Genomic DNA, 18,839 nt, shown 5'->3' with positions numbered 1-18,839 from the left:
CCCTGTGTGTGACGGAAGGCACACGAGCCCGGCCGGCGTGGGACCACCGGCCGGGCAAGACGTTGATGCCTTGGTTGGAGACGTTACTCAACCTTGATCATCCCCGTCATGTGCGGGTGCAACGAACAAAAATATTTGTAGTCGCCCGCGTTGGTGAAGGTGAACGAGAACTTGTCGTCGGTGTCCAGGGTCTTGGACCTGAACTTGCCGGCCGACACCACGGTGTGGGGGATGTCGTCCCGGTTGGTCCAGGTCACGGTGGTGCCGAGCTTGATCTTGAGCTCGGCCGGTTGGAAAACGAAATTGTCGATATGCACTTCCATGTCGTCGGCAGCCCGGGCAGTTGTTGCGGGCAGCAGGATGGCCGCGGCCACAGCGACACCGAAGTCGCGGCGATTGAGTATCTTCATTGTCAGCTTCCGTTCAGCCTGCATCAACCCTGGATCGGCGTGTCGATGATCGCCAGCCGCTGCTCGTTCTGCTTGAAGTTGATGCTGGCAACGCCGAGCATGGAGCGCAGTTTTGCATCCTCGACCTTCATCGGTCCGGGAGAGGGAGCTGCCCCCGGCGCCGGCTGCGGGAAGGCGGTCGAGCGCGCGGTGTGGAAGGTGACGTTGCCCTCGACCTTCTGCATCACCTGGTGGATGTGGCCGTTCAGCACGGTGACCGAGCCAAAACCCTTGACGTATTCCAGTGCGCGGCCGCCGTCCTCGGTGCCCCAGCCCCACTCCGGATAGACGGTCCAGAGCGGAATATGGGCAAACAGCACGACCGGGGTGGATTTCGACTTGCCGCGGAGATCGTCCTCGAGCCAGGCCAGCTGCTCGGCGCCGAGATTGCCGAGGCCGCCAGCCTTGAGGTCGACCACGTTGACGAGCCCGATGAAGTGCACGCCGCCGGCGTCGAACGAGTACCAGCCCTGGCCCTTGGTGCCGCGGCCGTAGCGCTCGCGATAGAACTTCACCTCCTCGTCGAGGAAGTCATGCTCGCCGGGGACGTAGTGCACGTCGAGCTTGCTCTGCGAGATGATGCGATCGGCATTGTCGAACTCGGCGGCCTTCGACAGATGGGTGATGTCGCCGGTGTGGATCATGAAGGACGGCTTTGCCGGCATCGCGTTGATCTTGCCCACGGCTTCCTCCAGCGTGCCGAGCGCGTTGGGATTGGCCGGCTTGTCGAAGCCGACATGGCTGTCGCTGATCTGGAGGAAGGTCATGCCGGGCGCCGCTGAGGTCGCGGCCTGCGCGGAATCGATGATGCCGAGCGAACGCGGCACGCCGCCCGTGATGGTCCAGAGTACCCCGGTGCCGGCCCAGGTCATGCATTCCAGCACCTTGCGTCGGCTGACGCCGTCGTCCCCGTGATCGTGTCCGCTCATCCCACGTCTCCACTTCGCCCGGAATTGGGCTTCGGGGAGGTGATTGGGGGAGGGAGGGACTTATTCCCGGTTGTGATGACGTTTTCGTGAGGAGGGGGCTCGTGTCCCGGACGCGCTGTAACGCGTAGCGTTGCTGTGCAGAGCCGGGACCCAGGAAACCGCATGAGACGTGGTGAGATGGGCCCCGGCTCTGCGCAGCAGCGTTGCACGCTGCAGCGCGTCCGGGGCACGAGACCTATTTCGCGAATTCCCGCACGGCCTCTACCACAGCTGCCGGCACTTCCTGTGCCGCGCAGTGCCCGGCATTCTCAAAAACCATCGTGCTGGCGTGCGGAATCAGCGATAGGGCGCGTCGCGCCATCTCCCAGTAGATCGGCCCGGACTTCGCGGCGGTCGTGATGCGCACCGGGCAATCGATCTCGGCGAAGGCTCCAAACGGATTGCCGCGGGCATCGCCGGTATAAACCTGCGCCATCGCTTCGTAGATCGGCCGTAATATCGCGGACTCGATCTCGGGCGTGCAGCAGAGCCGGACCCGGCCATCGCCGAGCGGCACGAAGCCGTGTTGCACATAGGCCCGGAGCGAGGCCTCGGTCCAGTCGGCAAAGGCCGGCGCCGTGCGGTAGCGCTCGAACACGGCGGAGGCACTGTCGAACTCGGAGCGTCGGCGCAGCGTGCCCTCGACGCGGGCGAGAGAGTCTTCGTCCAGTCCTCCGGAGCGCGCCGCGCGCGGATCCATCACCGTCGGCTCCATCGCGAACAGGCGCGTGAAACGTCCGGGCCGGAGTCTCGCCGCGAGCAGGAGATCGGTCGCGCCCGCGCTGTGGCCGATGCCGTAGATCCCGCGCAATTCGAGCGCGTCGATCACCCGGCAGATATCGTCGGCGAAGTCGAGGAAATGAAAGGAGCCGGGCTTGTGGCTGGCGCCGTGGCCGCGGCGGTCGAGCGCATAGACGGTGTAGGTCGATGCAAGCTCGCGCGCGACCTCGTCCCAGACGTCGGCGACAAATCCGGTGCCGTGCACGAGCAGCGCGGGCGGTTTCCCACTCTCGCCCCATTGCAACATGGCGATCTCTGCGTCGGCGGGGCCGATTGAAAAGCGATGCTGACTGGTCATGGCTGGGACGCTACTTTGCATCCTCCAAAATCATCCCCGCACCCTTTTCCGCGATCATCGCTGTCGGTGTATTGGTGTTCCCCGATGTGATCGTCGGCATGATCGAGGCATCGACGATGCGCAGGCCGGAGAGGCCGTAGAAGCGCAGGCGCTCGTCGACCACCGCCATCGGATCGCTCGCTGCGCCCATCTTCGCGGTGCCGACGGGATGGAAGATGGTGGTGCCGATATCGCCAGCTGCTTTTGCGAGCGAGGCATCGTCGTCGCCGACGGTGGGGCCGGGCAGATATTCGATCGGGCGGTATTTTGCCAGCGCCTTCTGCTGCATCAGGCGGCGCGTGGTGCGAATGGCGTCGGCGCCGACCTGGCGGTCGTCGTCGGTCGACAGGTAGTTCGGCGCGATGATCGGTTTCTCGTCCGGCGTCGCCGCGCGCAACCGCACGGTGCCGCGCGAGGTCGGCTGGAGATTGCAGGCGCTCACCGTGATGGCGGGGAAGCGGTGCAGGGGATCGCCGAACTTGTCGAGTGACAGCGGCTGCACGTGGAACTGGATGTTGGCGCGCGCGCGTGTCGCATCGGAGCGGGTGAAGATGCCAAGCTGTGACGGCGCCATGGTCAGCGGACCTCGGCGGCGGAAGGCATAGTCGAGCCCCATCAAGCCGCGGCGGAACAGATTGTAATAGGTCTCGTTCAGCGTGCGGACGCCCTCGACCTTGTAGATTGCGCGCTGCTGGAGATGGTCTTGCAGATTGCGGCCGATTCCGGGCTTGTCCATCACGATGTCGATGCCGAGCGGCGACAGCCAGTCGGCGGGGCCGATGCCGGAGCGATGCAGCATCTGCACCGAGCCGATGGAGCCTGCCGAGAGCACGACCTCGCGTTTCGCACGCGCCTCGATGACCTCGCCGTTCTGGATGAAGCGCACGCCGACGGCGCGGCCCTGCTCGATGATGAGACGGTCGACCAGCACGTTCTTCTCGAGCCGCAGGTTGGGGCGGTTCAAGGCGGGCTTGAGGAAACCGCGCGCCGACGACCAGCGCCGGCCGCGCTTCTGGTTGACGTGGAAATAGCTGGTGCCTTCGTTGTCGCCGGTGTTGAAATCCGGGATGCGCTTGATGCCCATCTCCTCGGCGGCATCGCCGACCGCATCGAGAACCTCCCACGACAGCCGTGGCGCCTCGATGCGCCAGCCGCCGCCGGTGCCGTGATGCTCGCTCGCGCCAAGGAAGTGATCCTCCAGCCGCTTGAACACAGGCAGCACGTCGGCATAACCCCAGCCGGTCATGCCGAGCTGGCGCCAGTGGTCGTAATCGGCAGCCTGTCCGCGCATCGAGATCATGGCGTTGATCGCCGAAGAACCGCCGATCACCTTGCCGCGGGGATAGGAGAGCGAGCGGCCGTTCAGCCCGGGCTCGGCTTCGGTCTTGAACATCCAGTCCGAGCGCGGATTGCCGATCGCGAAGAGATAGCCGACCGGGATGTGGAACCAGATCCAGTTGTCGTCGCCGCCGGCTTCGAGGATGAGGACGCGGTTTTTCGGATCGGCCGAGAGCCGGTTCGCAACGATGCATCCCGCCGTGCCTGCCCCGACGACAATGTAGTCAAACTCACCTTCGAGCCGCCTTGGCATTCTGATTCCACCCGGATGGTCACTTAACGTTCTGCCCTAATAGGCAGACGCGGCGGACCGGGACAAGCCTGGCCATGCCGAGAGGGCAGGGCTACCCCCGATCCACGGTGGTTAGGTGGACTGGTGCTTGCATGGTAGACAGTCCTGTATTCCCAACAAAGCTCGAGACCTTCCATGCCCATCGTGAACCGCGTCGCCGATCTCCAACCCGATATTCAGGCCTGGCGCCGGGACATCCATGAGCACCCCGAACTGCTGTACGACGTCCACCGCACTGCAGCATTTGTCGCCGATCGCCTGCGCGAGTTCGGCTGCGATCAGGTCGTGACCGGCCTCGGCCAGACCGGTGTGGTCGGCGTGATCAAGGGCAACAAGCCGGCCGGTGACGGGCTCAAGGTGATCGGCTTGCGCGCCGACATGGACGCCCTGCCGGTCGATGAGCAGACCAACCTGCCTTACGCATCCAAGACGCCTGGCAAGATGCACGCCTGCGGCCATGACGGCCACACCGCGATGCTGCTCGGGGCGGCGCGCTACCTCGCCGAGACCCGCAACTTCGCCGGCGATGCTGTCGTGATCTTCCAGCCGGCCGAGGAGGGCGGCGCCGGCGGCGCAGCCATGGTCAAGGACGGGCTGATGGAGCGCTTCGGCATCGAGCAGGTCTACGGCATGCACAACGGCCCGGGCATCCCGATCGGCTCGTTCGCGATCCGGCCGGGCCCGATCATGGCGGCGACCGATGAGGTCGATGTCATGATCGAGGGCCTCGGCGGCCATGCCGCGCGTCCGCACAAATGCATCGATTCCGTGCTGGTCGGTGCACAGGTGATCACGGCCTTGCAGTCGATCGTCGCGCGCAGCGTCGATCCGCTGGAATCGGCCGTGATCTCGATCTGCGAATTCCACGCCGGCAACGCCCGCAACGTCATTCCGCAGACTGCGACGCTGAGGGGCACCATCCGCACGCTGTCGCCGGAGGTGCGCAAGCTGGTCGAGAAGCGCGTGCATGAGGTGGTGGCGGGCGTGGCGCAGATCACCGGCGCCAAGATCGACCTGCATTACAAGCGCAATTATCCTGTGGTGGTCAATCACGCCGCGGAGACCGAGGTGGCGAAGCGTATCGCCAAGCAGGTCGCGGGCGAGGCCAATGTGCACGAGATGCCGCCGCTGATGGGCGGCGAGGATTTTGCCTATATGCTGGAAGCGCGCCCCGGCGCCTTCATCTTCTGCGGCAACGGCGATAGCGCCGGCCTGCATCACCCCGCCTACAATTTCAACGACGAGGCGATCGTGTTCGGCACATCCTATTGGGTCAAGCTGGTCGAGGAATCGCTGGCTGCGTCGTAACCGTCGAGCTCGAAGCATAAATGAAAAGGGCCCGTGCATCGCACGGGCCCTTTGTCTTTGCGGGATCTGCGCGGCTCTTAGAAGATCCGCGAGAAGATCACGTACAGCGTGCCTGACAGCAGGATCGCGACCGGCAGCGTCAGCACCCAGGCCATCAGCATGTTCCTGAGGGTGGCGAACTGCAGGCCTGAGCCGTTGGCGGCCATCGCGCCTGCGACACCCGACGACAGCACATGCGTGGTCGAGACCGGCAGGCCGAACATGTCGGCGGCGCCGATGGTGGCGGCGGCGACGAGCTCGGCGGACGCGCCCTGAGCATAGGTGAGGTGGGTCTTGCCGATCTTCTCGCCGACGGTGACGACGATGCGCTTCCAGCCGATCATGGTGCCGAGGCCGAGCGCGATCGCCACCGCCACCTTCACCCAGGTCGGGATGAATTTGGTGGCGCTGTCGAGCCCGCCCTTATAGGCGTTCAAGGTCGCGACCTCTTCCTTGCTGAGGTCGTTTTCCTTGTCCTTCATCAGGAAGCGGATCGCTTCCGAGGTCAGGTACATGTCGTTACGGGTGTTGCCGACCACTTCTGCCGGCACCTTGTTGAGCGAGCCGTACTTTGCGACCTGATCGCCGACATCCTTCACCAGCACCGACAGCGAGGGATAGGTGCCTTCGCTGATGTGGTGCGAGGTGATGTACTGCGTGACCGCAGGACGGGGGTCGCCGATGATCGCGTGGCCGGCACCCTTGGCGGCAACCACCTTGGAGGCGGCGTCCGAGACCTTCTGGAACTGGGCGACCTGCGATTCCGGCAGGGCGCGGTTGAGCGCGTAGGCGGTCGGAACGGTGCCGATCAGGATCAGCATGATCAGGCCCATGCCCTTCTGGCCGTCGTTCGAACCGTGAGCGAAGCTGACGCCGGTGCAGGTCGCGATCAGCAGGCCGCGGATCCAGAGCGGCGGCGGCTTGTGGCCGTCCGGCGCGGCATACAACGCCGGGTTCTTGACGATCGTCTTGAGCAGCAGCAGGAGGACCGCGGCACAGATGAAGCCGACCAGCGGCGACAACAACAGCGCGTAGCCGATTTCGGTGGCCTTGCCCCAGTCGACGCCGGAGGTGCCGTCGCGGCCGCGCATCAGCGCGTTGGCAACGCCGACGCCGATGATCGAGCCGATCAGGGTGTGCGAACTCGACGCCGGCAGGCCGAAATACCAGGTGCCGAGATTCCACAGGATCGCAGCGATCAAGAGCGCGAACACCATGGCGAAGCCGGCGCTGCTGCCGACCTGGAGGATCAGCTCGACCGGCAGCAGCGAGACGATGCCGAAAGCGACCGCGCCGCTCGAGGTCAGGACGCCCAGGAAGTTGAACAGGCCGGACCACATCACCGCGGCTTCCGCCGGCAGCGAGTGAGTGTAGATCACGGTCGCGACCGCATTGGCGGTATCGTGGAAGCCGTTGACGAACTCAAAGCCGAGGGCAATCAAGAGCGCGACGAACAGCAGCATGTAGGGCAGATAGCTCGTGACCCTGGTGCCGGTCGCATCGACGTCGGCATAGATGCTGTAGGAAACGTACAATATGCCGGCGGCGAGGATCCCGAAGAACAGGATCATGGTCAGCGGGTTGAAACCCTTGTCGAGATTGGGCCGGGAGGCCGGCTGGATCGGCGCGCCATCGGCTACCGCCCCGTCAAATGCTACATCGGTCATGTCTGGACGCCCCTTAACTTTCTGTAAGGGCTATTGTCGGCGATGGATTTGAAGGCTGGATGACAAGCGGGGGTTGAAAGCCGTTTTCCCGCGTTATTTACGCGGCGCGCGCGGATTTCTTCTGCAAGCCGGCGGCAATCTTTAAATCTTCCACAAAGCGCTGATATTCCAGGACCTTGGCCTCCGGATCGGGCAGCCGCAGCAGATAGGACGGGTGCACCGTCACCAGCGCCTTGCGGCCGTCGGGCAGGTTTATGAGCCGGCCGCGGGTCTTGCCTATAGGGGTGATCTTGCCGAACACGCTCTGCGCGGCGGTGGCGCCCATCGCCACGATGAGATCGGGCTGAACGGCCGCCAGCTCCCGCTCATACCATTGCCGACACGCATTGATCTCCGGCGTCGCCGGTTTCTGGTGCAGGCGGATCTTTCCACGCGGCACGAATTTGAAGTGCTTCACCGCGTTGGTGACATAGACCGTCTTGCGGTCGACGCCGGCCTCCTCCAGCGCACGGTCGAGCATCTGGCCGGCCGGGCCGACGAAGGGATGGCCGGCGAGGTCTTCCTTGTCGCCGGGCTGCTCGCCGATCAGCATGATGGTGGCATGCTTCGGGCCTTCGCCGAACACGGTCTGGGTCGCGTCCTTGTAGAGCGGACAGGCGCGGCAATGGGCGGCCTCCTCGCGGAGGGCTTCGAGATCGTCGGCAGCAAGCTTGCGTGTCATCGGAGCCTCCGGCCGCTTCTGAGGCTTGTGCGGATCGGTTGCGGCATTGGCGATCATGGCGCCGGTCATGCGCTCGGCGTCCTCGATCAAGGGCTTAATGATCGAGGCCTCGGGCAGGTTCCTCCAGTATTTCTTCGGCATCTCCGTCTGCATCGCCTTCACTTTCAAGCGGGCCGGATTGAAGATGCTGGCATAGTAGCGCCGCCAGGTTTCCTCCAGCCGGTCTTCGCCCGGCGCCTCGCTCTTGCTCACGCCCGGCGTGAACGTGAGCGCGTGGCCATCCCAATGCGCGCAGAGGTCCGGCGTCAGGATCGACCAGGGCATGTCGGCAAAGCGTTTGGCGAAGAACGGCGCGGCGAGCTCCACGATGTGGTGCTCCGGCTCGAACCAGGCGACGTAATGCGCGGCGCGCTCGCGGCCGATCTCGCGGAAACGTACGAAGGCGTGCATCTTGTGCTCGTCGCGATGGACCGCTCGCGCCATTGCCGTGACCTGCGCAACATCAGGATCGGTCGCGACCTCGATGAGGTCGTGATTGTCCTTCAGCCGGAACAGCAGGCGATAAAGGATCGCAAAACGCTCGACATCGCGGTGCAGGATCGCGGCCTGGGCGAGGTCGACGAATTTGCCTGATACGTTGAACGTGCCCTCGTTCACCTCGAGAATTGAAGACGGCGCGGGCGGTGCGAACAACTCCGCTTCGCCGCCTTGCACGGTCCAGGTGACATCGGTGGGCTGCACATGATGAAGCACGAGGCTGCGTGCGGCTTTGCGCCAGCCGTCGAAATCGGTCTCGGTGTCGAGAGTGATGTACTGCATCAGAATCCAAACCCCAATTGTGTTGCCTTCGGCTTGAACCGTTCGATGAGCCCGGCGGCATCGAGACGATGCGGGGCGGGCCGGTGGTCGCTGAGGACGATGAACGGCAGTGCCTTGTTGCGGGGCACGTGCAGCCGCGCCAGATCGCAGAGGCGGATCGTCGTGGTGCGCCGCGTCGCAATGATGCGTTCGACCGCCTTGGTGCCGAAGCCCGGCACACGCAACAATTCCTCGCGGCTGGCGCGATTGACGTCGAGCGGAAAACGGTCGCGGTGACGCAGCGCCCAGGCGAGCTTTGGATCGATGTCGAGCGGCAACATCGCGCTGTCGTCGACGATCTCCGCAACGTCAAAACCGTAGAACCGCATCAGCCAGTCAGCCTGGTAGAGCCGGTGCTCACGCAGCAGCGGCGGCGCGCGCAGAGGAAGTGCGCGGCTGGCATCGGGGATTGGGCTGAAGGCGGAGTAATAGACGCGCCGCAGCCTGTAGGAGCCGTAAAGATTGGCGCTGGTGTGCAGGATGGTGTGATCGTTGGCCGCATCGGCGCCGACGATCATCTGCGTGCTTTGTCCTGCTGGTGCGAAGCGCTGCGGCCTTGCCTTCGTCTTCGTTGTACGGTCTTCCTCGGCCTCGTCCAGCTTCAGCCGCAGCCGGCCCATGGTGCGGCGGATCGCGCGCACGTCTTTCTCCGGTGCGAATTGCTGCAGGCTCGTCTCGTCCGGCATCTCGATGTTGATGGAGAGGCGGTCGGCATATTTGCCGGCTTCCGCGATCAACGCGTCGTCGGCCTCGGGAATGGTCTTGAGATGGATGTAGCCGCGGAAGTGATGCTCCTCGCGCAGCTTTCGCGCGACGCTGACCACCTGTTCCATGGTGTAGTCGGGGCTGCGGATGATGCCGGAGGAGAGAAACAGCCCCTCGATGTAATTGCGCCGGTAGAAGTCGAGCGTGAGCTTGACCACCTCGTCCACGGTGAAGCGGGCGCGCGGCACGTTCGAGGAAGCGCGGTTGACGCAGTAGAGGCAGTCGTAATTGCAGGCATTGGTCAGCAGCACCTTGAGCAGCGAGATGCAGCGTCCGTCCGGCGCGTAGGAGTGGCAGATGCCCATGCCCGGCGCGGTCGAACCCATGCCCTTGCCGTCGCTGGAATCCCGCTTCTCGGTGCCGCTGGAGGCGCACGACGCGTCGTATTTGGCGGCATCCGCCAGAATCTCCAGCTTGCGTTGTACATCCATCCCAGAATCCATTTGATTCAGCTCATGAATCCGGATGAGCACCAATTCGATTGACTCACCCGATCCCGTTAGCTTTATATTAGAACATATCATGAACAAATGAGCCAGCCGCAGGTTCTTATTTTTGAGAACCTCGGCAATCACCCCTGAAGGAGCGGCGAGCATGAGCGGCGCACGGATCAGCGCGCTTGCGACCCTGCGCGGCCAGATCGAGCGCATCGAGACGGCGGAGGTCGTGCATCAGCACGATCGCGTCGCGCTGGGCCATCGCGAGGTCGACAACGCGCTGAAGGGCGGGCTCGCGCGCGCGGTGATCCATGAGGTGTTTTGCGAGGGGCGGCAGGGGACGGCCGCGACGGGTTTCGTCATGGGTCTCGCGGGGCGCGTATCGGCGCGCCGGCCGCTGCTGTGGGTGCGGCAGGATTTTTCGGAACTGGAAACCGGCGCGCTGTCGATGAGCGGGCTCGTCGAGCTCGGCCTCGATCCGCGCCGCGTGGTGATGGTGCGCGCCGCCGATGTCGAGAGCGCGCTGCGCAGCTCGGCCGACGCGCTCGCCTGCGATGCGCTCGGGGCCGTCGTGCTCGAGCTCTGGGGCGAGACCAGACAGTTCGATCTGGTGGCGAGCCGCAAGCTGACGCTCGCCGCGCAAGGCTCCGGCGTCACCGGCCTGATGCTGCGCATGGCGGCGCAGCCGCTGCCGTCGACCGCGGAGACACGATGGATGCTGCGCGCGGCGCATTCGCCGCCGGGATCAGCATGGAGTGGCTGGGGTGCGCCGCGCTTCGATGCCGAGCTGTTGCGCAATCGTCATGGCCCGTGCGGCCGGTGGATCATGGAATGGAAATGTGATGAGTGCCAGTTCAGTGAACCGTCGGCGTATCCTCAGCCTGTGGCTGCCGCGCCTGCCCATCGACCGGATCCAGCGTTTCTTCAACAACGCCGGGTTGGGTAGGGCTAATGAGCCCAGCATCGTCGTCATCAAGGACAACAATGCGCTGGTGATCCACGCGCTCGACGATGCGGCGTCGCGTTTGGGCCTGCATATCGGTCAGCCCCTGGCTAATGCGCGGGCGATGTGTCCGGACTTGAAAGTGTTTGACGCCGATGTCGTGGCCGATGCCAAGACGCTCAGCGACATCGCCGACTGGTGCGACCGTTTCACGCCGCTGGTGGCGCTCGATCCGCCGCACGGGCTGTTCCTCGACATCACCGGCTGCGCGCATCTGTTCGGCGGCGAGGCGGCGCTGTTGCAGACGCTGGTCCGTGCGCTCGGCCGGCAGGGTTTTGCCGTCAGCGCGGCGATTGCCGGCACCTCGGTCTGCGCGCGTACGCTGACGCGGCAGACGTCCGGGACCATCGTTGCCGATGGCGGGGAAGCCGCGGCGATCGACCGGTTTCCGGTGTCCGCGCTCGGTGCCGGCAAGGCCATCACCACCGGTTTGCGCCGTGCGGGCCTGAAAACCATCGGCGATGTCGCCTCGCGCGCGCCGGGCGAGATCACGGCGCGGTTCGGCGCGCGGTTCTCCACGCTGCTCGCGCATGCGCTGGGGCAGGGCGATGCGCCGATCAATCCGCGCAAGCCGCTGCCCGACTACATCGTAGAGAAGCGTTTCGCCGAGCCGATCGCGACCGACACCATGATCGCGATGACGCTGTCGCGGCTTGCGGACACGCTGATCGCCTCCATGGAGAAGCATGGCAAGGGCGCCCGGCGGCTGGAGGCCGCCTTCTTCCGCACCGACGGCGTGGTGCGCGCGATCATGGTGGAGACCGGGCGGCCGGTGACGCGAAGTGCGGTGATCGACCGGCTCTTCCGCGAGCGGCTCGATGCGCTCGCCGATCCCCTCGATCCCGGCTTCGGTTTCGACATGGTGCGCCTGTCGGCCAGCCGCACCGAGATCGTGGTGCAGGAGCAGCGCGATCTCGACGCCCATGTCCATGACAATGACGAGCTCGCCGGGCTGATCGACCGCATCGCCGCGCGGATCGGCGGCAAGCGCGTCGTCGTGCACCTGCCGCAGGATACCCATATCCCTGAATGCGCGGTGCTGGCCGCGCCGGCGCAGCATCATCTCGCCGCCGCCATGCAGGCCGAATGGCCTGATCGTGTCGAGAGCGAGCCGCCGCTACGCCCGTTGCGATTGTTTGAGAAACCGGAGCCGATCAAGGTGCCGTTCGCGACCGTGCCTGATGGCCCGCCGCATCAATTCACCTGGCGCCGCGCGCTGCATGCGGTGGTGCGGGTGGAAGGGCCCGAGCGCATCGCGATGGAATGGTGGCGGCAGGACGGCAAGCAGCTGACGCGGGATTATTTCCGTATCGAGGATGCCGAAGGCCTGCGCTTCTGGATCTTTCGCGATGGTCTTTACGAAGGAGAAGTGTTCGACGGCGACGGCAAGCCCGCCTCTCCCGGCTGGTATGTGCATGGTCTCTTCGCATGAGTGCGCCAGCCTATGCCGAGATCGGCATCACCACGAATTTCTCCTTCCTGCGTGGCGGCTCGGATCCGCGTGCCTATGTGCATCAAGCGAGCAAGCTCGGCATTCCCGTGATTGGTATTGCCGACCACAACACGCTTGCCGGCGTGGTGCGGGCCTACAAGGAGCTCGACAATGACAAGGTGCTGCACAAGCCGAAGCTGTTGATCGGCGCGCGCATCGTCTTCATCGACGGCACGCCTGACATTTTCGTCTATCCGCGCGACCGCGCCGCCTATGGCCGGCTCTGCCAGCTTCTGACCCGAGGCAAGCGCGGCGACGACATCACGCGGATCGAGAAGGGCGAATGCCATCTCACTTTCGCTGATCTTCTCGCGTTCTCGGAAGGCCAGCTCCTCATTCTGACGCTGCCGCATCGCTTCGAGCCGGCACAGGCGTTTGATGTTCTTGCAAAGCTGAAAGCAAGCCGTGCCGAGGGCGTGTGGCTGGCGGCGAGCCTGATCTACCGTGGCGACGACCGCCGCCGCCTGGCGCGGCTCGACGACCTCGCGACGACGGCAAAGGTGCCGCTGCTTGCGACCAATGAGGTGCTCTATCACGATCCCGGCCGCCGGCCGCTTCAGGATGTTCTGACCTGCATCCGGGAAAAGACCACGATCGAAGCTGTTGGGCGGAAGCTCGAGGCCAACGCCGAGCGGTTCCTGAAAACGCCCCGTGAAATGGCACGGCTGTTTCGCGATTTCCCTGACGCGATCGCGGAGACCATGCGCTTTGCGAACCAAATCGACTTCTCGCTCGACCAGCTCAAATACCAGTATCCGGACGAGCCGGTGCCGCCGGGCAAGACCGCGCAAGGGCATCTGGAGGATCTGACCCGGGCGGGTGTACAAAAATACTTCGGCGGCGAGATCGACGACAAGCTTCGTACCACCCTCAAGAAAGAGCTCGCGCTGATCGCCGAGCTGAAATACGCGCACTATTTCCTCACCGTCCACGACATCGTCCATTACGCGCGCAGCCAGAACATCCTGTGCCAGGGCCGCGGCTCGGCGGCGAACTCGGCCGTCTGCTACGTGCTTGGCATCACCTCGGTCGACCCGACCAAGGTCGATCTGTTGTTCGAGCGCTTCATTTCCAAGGAGCGGCTGGAGCCGCCTGACATCGACGTCGATTTCGAGCATTCGCGGCGCGAGGAGGTGATGCAATATGTCTATCGCCGCTACGGCCGCCATCGCGCTGCGATCATCGCCACCGTCATCCATTACCGTCCGCGCAGCGCCATCCGCGACGTCGGCAAGGCACTGGGCCTGACCGAGGACGTCACGGCCGCGCTCGCCGATACGGTCTGGGGCAGCTGGGGCAGTGGTCTCAACGATATGCAGGTCAGGCAGGCCGGGCTCGATCCCAACAATCCCATGATCAACCTCGCGGTCGAGCTTGCGACCGAGTTGATCGAATTCCCGCGCCATCTCTCCCAGCATGTCGGCGGCTACGTGCTGACGCAGGACCGGCTCGACACCTATGTCCCGATCGGCAATGCCGCGATGGACGACCGCACTTTTATCGAATGGGACAAGGACGACGTCGACGCGCTCAATATGATGAAGGTCGACGTGCTCGCACTGGGCATGCTGACCTGTATCAGAAAATGCTTTGATCTGATCGCCGATCACAAAGGTGAGCGTTACGAGCTTGCGGACATCAAGGGGGAGGATGATGACGAAGTCTATCAAATGCTGCAGCGAGGAGAGTCGCTCGGTGTGTTCCAGGTCGAGAGCCGCGCCCAGATGAACATGCTGCCGCGCCTGAAACCGCGGACGTTCTACGATCTTGTCATCGAAGTCGCGATCGTGCGGCCGGGGCCGATCCAGGGCGACATGGTGCATCCTTATCTGCGGCGGCGGAACGGCCAGGAGAAGGTGAGCTATCCCTCGCCGTCGCCTGAGCATGGTCCCGCGGACGAGCTCTACAAGGTGTTGCACAAGACCAAGGGCGTGCCACTGTTCCAGGAGCAGGCGATGCGCATCGCGATCGAGGCTGCAAAGTTCACCTCCGAGGAAGCCAATGGCCTGCGCCGGTCGATGGCGACATTCCGTAATGTCGGTACCATCGGCCAATACGAGGAGAAGCTGATCGGCAACATGGTCGCGCGGGGCTACGATCCCAATTTCGCCCGAAGCTGCTTTGATCAGATCAAGGGTTTTGGCTCCTACGGTTTCCCGGAGAGCCATGCCGCAAGCTTCGCGCAGCTCGTCTACATCTCGTCATGGCTGAAATATCATCATCCTGATGCCTTCTGCTGCGGCCTGCTGAACTCGCAGCCGATGGGCTTTTACGCGCCGGCCCAGATTGTCAGCGATGCCCGCAAGAACGGCGTCGAGGTTCGCGACATCGATGTGTCCTACAGCTTTGCGCAGAACACGCTGGAGGAGGGGGGCGGCAAATACTGCGCGGTGCGCCTCGGTTTCCGCCAGATTGACGGCTTCCATTGGCTCGACCCTGATGAGGAACTGCTCAAAGAGCAACAGGCCGAGCGCCAAGGAAGAGAATATAAGCGTCCGGAAGACTGGGCCGACCGCGTCATTGCCGCGCGCAGCCGCGGTTCTTTCACCTCTCTGGAAGACTTCGCCCGCGACACCGGCCTGCCCAAGCGTGCGCTGATCCTGCTCGCGGATGCCGACGCCTTCCGCTCGCTCGGGCTCGATCGCCGCGAGGCGCTATGGCAGGTGCGGCGGCTGCCCGACGATGTGCCGCTGCCCCTGTTCGAAGCGGCCACCGCGCGCGAGCAGCCGGATGAGCACGCCAGGCCATTGCCGTTGATGCCGCTTCCCGAACAGGTCGTCGCAGACTACCAGACCATCCGGCTATCGCTCAAAGGCCATCCGATGGAATTTTTGCGCGAGATGTTTTCGCGCGAGCGCGTCGTCGCCTGCAAGGAGATCAGCCACGAGAACGAGCGCCGCCGCGTCCGCTGCGCCGGCGTGGTGCTGGTCCGGCAGCGGCCGGGCAGTGCCAGCGGTGTCGTGTTCATGACGCTCGAGGACGAAACCGGCATCGCCAATGTCGTGGTCTGGCCCAAGATCATGGAACAGTACCGGAAGGAAGTGATGGGCGCGCGCCTGATCCTGGTCGAGGGCTATATCCAGAGCAGCCCGGAGAAGGTGACGCATCTGATCGCCCAGCGCATGATCGACCGCTCGCACGATCTGGTCGGCCTTGCCAACGATGCCCTGAGCCGCAAGCATCCGGTGCCGTCAGGCGCCACCGTGGTCGAACCCCTCAACGACGACCGCCGCGACCATTTGGATGCACCAGCGCAAAAAATCCGCCACCCCCGCAACGTCCGCATCCTGCCGCCGTCGCGGGATTTTCATTGAAGCTGTCGTGCGCAGAATGTCGCCGTCATTGCGAGCGTAGCGAAGCAATCCAGAGTCTTTCCGCGGTGGCAGTCTGGATTGTTTCGCTGCGCTCGCGATGACGCGTTTATTGAGCCGGGCCGCGTCACATTCTCGGTGTCATACCCCGCGAAAGCGGGGTATCCAGTATGCTGCGGCTCCTCGGCTCTAGCCGAGCCGTCTCTGGAATACTGGGTCGCCCGGTCAAGCCGGGCGACGACAGTGTGCTCGCCTCAAAAATTCACCCGGTTCGAGATCGCCCCGTCCACGACGAGGTTCGATCCCGTGGTGAACCCTGATACCGGGCTGGCCAGAAACACCGCTGCGCTCGCGATCTCCTGCGGCGTCGCCATGCGGCCGGTCGGGTTGCGGCTCATCGCATCCTCGTAGCGCTTGGGCGCGTTCTGCTCGATCATGTTCCAGACGCCGCCCTTGAAATAGACCGTGCCGGGCGAGACCACGTTGACGCGGATCTTCTTCTTCGCATATTGCCGCGCCAGTCCCTTGGCCATGTGGATCAGCGCCGCCTTAACCGGGCCGTAGGAGCTGGCGAAATCGGCCTGTGCTGCCGCGATCGAGGAGATGATGACGAAGGCGGCATCTCCACTCTTTTCTCCGCTGGCCTCGAGGAACGGCTTCGCGGCATCGAACGCATGCACGGCGCCGAGCACGTCGAGCCGGAAATTCTGTTCCCACGATGCGGGATCGTGGCCTTGCGCCATCGCGCCGGCGTTGGAGAACAGCATGTCGGCGCCGCCGAGCTCCTTTGCGGCAGCCTCGACCCACGCCTTCAGCGCTGCGCCGTCGGTGACGTCGACCGGACCGCCGGTGGCACGGATCCCGCTCGCCTTCAGCTCAGTGACGGTCGCCGCGACCTGATCCGCATTGCGCGCGCAGACCGCGACATTGCTGCCTTCACCGGCCAGCGTTGCCGCAATCGCCCGCCCGATGCCGCGCGTGCCGCCGAGAACGATGGCGTTCTTTCCCTTGAGACCGAGATCCATTGTTTTGTTCCTTTTGTTGATCGTGCGGAGCTTGGCTGTTTGAGCGAAGATATCGAATTCGTTCTCGGTGTCATACCCCGCGAAGGCGGGGTATCCAGTACGCCGCGGCTTCTCGGTTCAATCACAACCATCTCACTCCGGCGACGCCCCCACCGGCGGGCCGCCGGGCGGGCGGTGCAGGAAGGTCAGCGAGGCGTAGGCGCCGGCCCAGGAGCCGATCGCAGCGAAGGCGACATAGAAGGCGTTTTCGGTGTAGCTGATCACGGCGTAGGAGGAGAGCAGATACCAGACCGCGCTCCAGTTCGCAGCCGGCACGCGCTTGCGCGCGATCACGGCTGACGTAAACATGACATAGACCGCGTCAGTGGCCGCCGTTGCGATGAACACGGCGCCTGCGGTGAGGGGATCGATGGCGGCCATTGCATTCCTTCTTGTGCTAATGAATGGTCGCAAAAACGTAAGGGAGAGAAGCGGCCATGCAAAGCCCCTCCGATATTCTCAAAGGCATCTGGACCTCCGCCGGCGGCGACGCGGCTGCGCTCGCGCACGTGCGGCTGACCGGCGAGGAGCCGCAGATCCCGTCCTCGTTTCGCGTCGCTGTCGCCGGACAGACCACGATTGCCGCGGCCGGCCTCGCCGCAGCCGAGATATGGCGATTGCGCAGCGGCGAGACGCAGGATGTCTCCGTCGACATGCGCCATGCCGTCGCCGAATGCCGTTCCGAGCGTTACCTGCGGCTCGACGACAAGCCGCCGCCGCCGGCCTGGGACGCCATCGCCGGCGTCTACAAGACCGGCGATAACCGCTTCGTCCGCTGCCACACCAATTTCCCGCATCATCGCGACGCCGTTTGCAAGGTGCTCGGCTGCGAGGCTGAGCGCGAAAAAGTGCAGGCCGCGCTGATGCAATGGAAGGGCGAGGATTTTGAGACCGCGGCCTACGCTGCAGGCGGCGTCGTTGCGTTGATGCGCTCCTACGACGAATGGTCGGCGCTGCCGCAGGCGCGTGCGCTCGCGCAATTGCCGCTGATCTCGATCGAGAAGATCGGCGAGGCCGAGCCAAAGTCTTGGTCTAAGAAGCCTTGTTGGTCTAAGAAGCCTTGGCCCAAAGGCGATCGTCCGCTCTCGGGCCTTCGCGTGCTCGATCTCTCGCGCGTCATCGCAGGCCCCGTCGCCGGCCGCACGCTCGCCGCGCATGGTGCGGATGTGCTGTTGGTATCGGGGCCTGAGTTGCCCGCCATTCCCTGGCTTACCATCGATACCGGCCGCGGCAAGCTCACCACCTTCATCGAGCTGAAGACCGAGACCGGCCGCGCGCAGCTGCGCGAGCTTCTGAAAGAGGCCGACATCTTCTCGCAAGGCTATCGTCCGCGCGCGCTTGCCGCCCTCGGCTTTACGCCCGAGGAGGCCGCCAAGATCAATCCGGGCATCGTCTATGTGACGCTGTCGGCCTACGGCCATGTTGGCCCCTGGGCCGAGCGGCGTGGTTTCGATTCGCTGGTGCAGACCACCACCGGCTTCAACCATGCCGAAGGGCACGCCGCCGGCATCGATAGCCCGAAGGAATTGCCGGCGCAGATGCTCGACCATGCCACCGGCTATCTGATGGCGTTCGGCGCGATGATGGCCAAAGCGCGCCAGTCACGCGAAGGCGGCAGCTGGCACGTGCGCGTGTCGCTGGCCCAGACCGGGCGTTGGCTGTGGAATCTCGGTCGGCTCGACGGCGGCCTGAACACCCCGGATATTACGGGTGAGGCCGTACATGCTGCATTCATCGAAGCCATGCCATCTGGCTTTGGCATGCTGAAAGCGGTGAGTCATTCGGCACTGCTGTCGAGAACGCCGGCACGATGGATCCGTCCGGCGATGCCGCTCGGCAGTCATCCGCCACAATGGCCAGAGTGAAGCTGACACTGAGCTGACGCGTCGCAAAATTTTAACTCAAACCGAAAGGTGCGAAGCGTTTTTTAGGTTGTTTGAAATCTCAATTCGGCACTATTAGCGCGACCGATGAGGCAGTCGTTTGCCGAGATCGTCGCAGACATGACCA

General features: G+C 64.3%; 14 protein-coding genes. 5 read left to right on the top strand and 9 right to left on the bottom strand.

Going from position 1 to position 18,839, the window contains the following annotated elements; all coding sequences use genetic code 11:
• Positions 1-83: 83 nt before the first annotated feature.
• From AC1RR3_RS05245 to AC1RR3_RS05230, 4 genes are all read right to left on the bottom strand, one after another.
• Positions 84-410 (bottom strand): cupredoxin domain-containing protein, encoded by a 327-nt coding sequence (locus AC1RR3_RS05245; RefSeq protein WP_492820066.1) that lies wholly within the window; start codon positions 408-410, stop codon positions 84-86.
• 23 nt (positions 411-433) lie between these two features.
• Positions 434-1,378, bottom strand: a complete 945-nt coding sequence (locus tag AC1RR3_RS05240) for a metallophosphoesterase family protein (protein WP_492820064.1) — start codon at positions 1,376-1,378, stop codon at positions 434-436.
• 235 nt (positions 1,379-1,613) lie between these two features.
• Positions 1,614-2,495 carry an alpha/beta fold hydrolase gene (locus AC1RR3_RS05235; protein WP_492820062.1) on the bottom strand — a complete coding sequence of 294 codons (882 nt, stop codon included), beginning with the start codon at positions 2,493-2,495 and terminating at the stop codon, positions 1,614-1,616.
• 10 nt (positions 2,496-2,505) lie between these two features.
• On the bottom strand, positions 2,506-4,125 hold the full coding sequence (locus tag AC1RR3_RS05230) for a GMC family oxidoreductase (RefSeq protein ID WP_492820060.1): 1,620 nt from the start codon (positions 4,123-4,125) through the stop codon (positions 2,506-2,508).
• A 174-nt stretch (positions 4,126-4,299) separates the two neighbouring features.
• On the opposite strand from AC1RR3_RS05230, the gene AC1RR3_RS05225 reads away from it, so the two are divergent.
• Positions 4,300-5,472 (top strand): M20 aminoacylase family protein, encoded by a 1,173-nt coding sequence (locus AC1RR3_RS05225; protein ID WP_492820058.1) that lies wholly within the window; start codon positions 4,300-4,302, stop codon positions 5,470-5,472.
• A gap of 77 nt (positions 5,473-5,549) precedes the next feature.
• Here AC1RR3_RS05225 and AC1RR3_RS05220 read toward each other — a convergent pair whose 3' ends face one another.
• From AC1RR3_RS05220 to AC1RR3_RS05210, 3 genes are all read right to left on the bottom strand, one after another.
• On the bottom strand, positions 5,550-7,178 hold the full coding sequence (locus AC1RR3_RS05220) for an inorganic phosphate transporter (RefSeq protein WP_492820056.1): 1,629 nt from the start codon (positions 7,176-7,178) through the stop codon (positions 5,550-5,552).
• Between the two features lie 97 nt (positions 7,179-7,275).
• On the bottom strand, positions 7,276-8,718 hold the full coding sequence (locus AC1RR3_RS05215; RefSeq protein WP_492820054.1) for a UdgX family uracil-DNA binding protein: 1,443 nt from the start codon (positions 8,716-8,718) through the stop codon (positions 7,276-7,278).
• Complete coding sequence (locus tag AC1RR3_RS05210; RefSeq protein WP_492820052.1) at positions 8,718-9,953, bottom strand: putative DNA modification/repair radical SAM protein; 1,236 nt, start codon at positions 9,951-9,953, stop codon at positions 8,718-8,720. The genes AC1RR3_RS05215 and AC1RR3_RS05210 overlap by 1 nt, the downstream gene beginning before the upstream one ends.
• 163 nt (positions 9,954-10,116) lie before the next feature.
• On the opposite strand from AC1RR3_RS05210, the gene AC1RR3_RS05205 reads away from it, so the two are divergent.
• Genes AC1RR3_RS05205 through AC1RR3_RS05195 form a run of 3 tightly spaced genes read left to right on the top strand, consistent with a single transcriptional unit; the run spans position 10,117 to position 15,768 of the window.
• Positions 10,117-10,905 carry an ImuA family protein gene (locus tag AC1RR3_RS05205; protein ID WP_492820050.1) on the top strand — a complete coding sequence of 263 codons (789 nt, stop codon included), beginning with the start codon at positions 10,117-10,119 and terminating at the stop codon, positions 10,903-10,905.
• Positions 10,802-12,394, top strand: a complete 1,593-nt coding sequence (locus AC1RR3_RS05200; RefSeq protein ID WP_492820048.1) for a Y-family DNA polymerase — start codon at positions 10,802-10,804, stop codon at positions 12,392-12,394. Before AC1RR3_RS05205 ends, AC1RR3_RS05200 begins: the two co-directional genes overlap by 104 nt.
• Complete coding sequence (locus tag AC1RR3_RS05195) at positions 12,391-15,768, top strand: error-prone DNA polymerase (protein WP_492820046.1); 3,378 nt, start codon at positions 12,391-12,393, stop codon at positions 15,766-15,768. The genes AC1RR3_RS05200 and AC1RR3_RS05195 overlap by 4 nt, the downstream gene beginning before the upstream one ends.
• 251 nt (positions 15,769-16,019) lie before the next feature.
• Here AC1RR3_RS05195 and AC1RR3_RS05190 read toward each other — a convergent pair whose 3' ends face one another.
• Positions 16,020-16,790: an SDR family NAD(P)-dependent oxidoreductase gene (locus AC1RR3_RS05190; protein ID WP_492820044.1), complete on the bottom strand. Its 771-nt coding sequence runs from the start codon at positions 16,788-16,790 to the stop codon at positions 16,020-16,022.
• 132 nt (positions 16,791-16,922) lie between these two features.
• Complete coding sequence (locus AC1RR3_RS05185; protein ID WP_492820042.1) at positions 16,923-17,210, bottom strand: hypothetical protein; 288 nt, start codon at positions 17,208-17,210, stop codon at positions 16,923-16,925.
• Positions 17,211-17,266: 56 nt separating this feature from the next.
• Here AC1RR3_RS05185 and AC1RR3_RS05180 point away from each other — a divergent pair, with 56 nt between their 5' ends.
• Positions 17,267-18,694, top strand: coding sequence for a CoA transferase (locus AC1RR3_RS05180; protein WP_492820040.1), 1,428 nt, complete (start codon positions 17,267-17,269; stop codon positions 18,692-18,694).
• The last annotated feature ends 145 nt before the right edge of the window (positions 18,695-18,839 follow it).

The organism is Bradyrhizobium sp. GW821-FHT13H05, assembly GCF_058804065.1.
The sequence above is the reverse complement of the archived record's forward strand: the minus strand, read 5'-3'. Positions and strand labels throughout refer to the sequence as shown.

Excerpts from the sequence above, each read along its gene's own strand:
- AC1RR3_RS05245 (WP_492820066.1), bottom strand. The coding sequence starts at position 410 with ATGAAGATACTCAATCGCCGCGACTTCGGTGTCGCTGTGGCCGCGGCC.
- AC1RR3_RS05240 (WP_492820064.1), bottom strand. The coding sequence starts at position 1,378 with ATGAGCGGACACGATCACGGGGACGACGGCGTCAGCCGACGCAAGGTG.
- AC1RR3_RS05235 (WP_492820062.1), bottom strand. The coding sequence starts at position 2,495 with ATGACCAGTCAGCATCGCTTTTCAATCGGCCCCGCCGACGCAGAGATC.
- AC1RR3_RS05230 (WP_492820060.1), bottom strand. The coding sequence starts at position 4,125 with ATGCCAAGGCGGCTCGAAGGTGAGTTTGACTACATTGTCGTCGGGGCA.
- AC1RR3_RS05225 (WP_492820058.1), top strand. The coding sequence starts at position 4,300 with ATGCCCATCGTGAACCGCGTCGCCGATCTCCAACCCGATATTCAGGCC.
- AC1RR3_RS05220 (WP_492820056.1), bottom strand. The coding sequence starts at position 7,178 with ATGACCGATGTAGCATTTGACGGGGCGGTAGCCGATGGCGCGCCGATC.
- AC1RR3_RS05215 (WP_492820054.1), bottom strand. The coding sequence starts at position 8,718 with ATGCAGTACATCACTCTCGACACCGAGACCGATTTCGACGGCTGGCGC.
- AC1RR3_RS05210 (WP_492820052.1), bottom strand. The coding sequence starts at position 9,953 with ATGGATGTACAACGCAAGCTGGAGATTCTGGCGGATGCCGCCAAATAC.
- AC1RR3_RS05205 (WP_492820050.1), top strand. The coding sequence starts at position 10,117 with ATGAGCGGCGCACGGATCAGCGCGCTTGCGACCCTGCGCGGCCAGATC.
- AC1RR3_RS05200 (WP_492820048.1), top strand. The coding sequence starts at position 10,802 with ATGAGTGCCAGTTCAGTGAACCGTCGGCGTATCCTCAGCCTGTGGCTG.
- AC1RR3_RS05195 (WP_492820046.1), top strand. The coding sequence starts at position 12,391 with ATGAGTGCGCCAGCCTATGCCGAGATCGGCATCACCACGAATTTCTCC.
- AC1RR3_RS05190 (WP_492820044.1), bottom strand. The coding sequence starts at position 16,790 with ATGGATCTCGGTCTCAAGGGAAAGAACGCCATCGTTCTCGGCGGCACG.
- AC1RR3_RS05185 (WP_492820042.1), bottom strand. The coding sequence starts at position 17,210 with ATGGCCGCCATCGATCCCCTCACCGCAGGCGCCGTGTTCATCGCAACG.
- AC1RR3_RS05180 (WP_492820040.1), top strand. The coding sequence starts at position 17,267 with ATGCAAAGCCCCTCCGATATTCTCAAAGGCATCTGGACCTCCGCCGGC.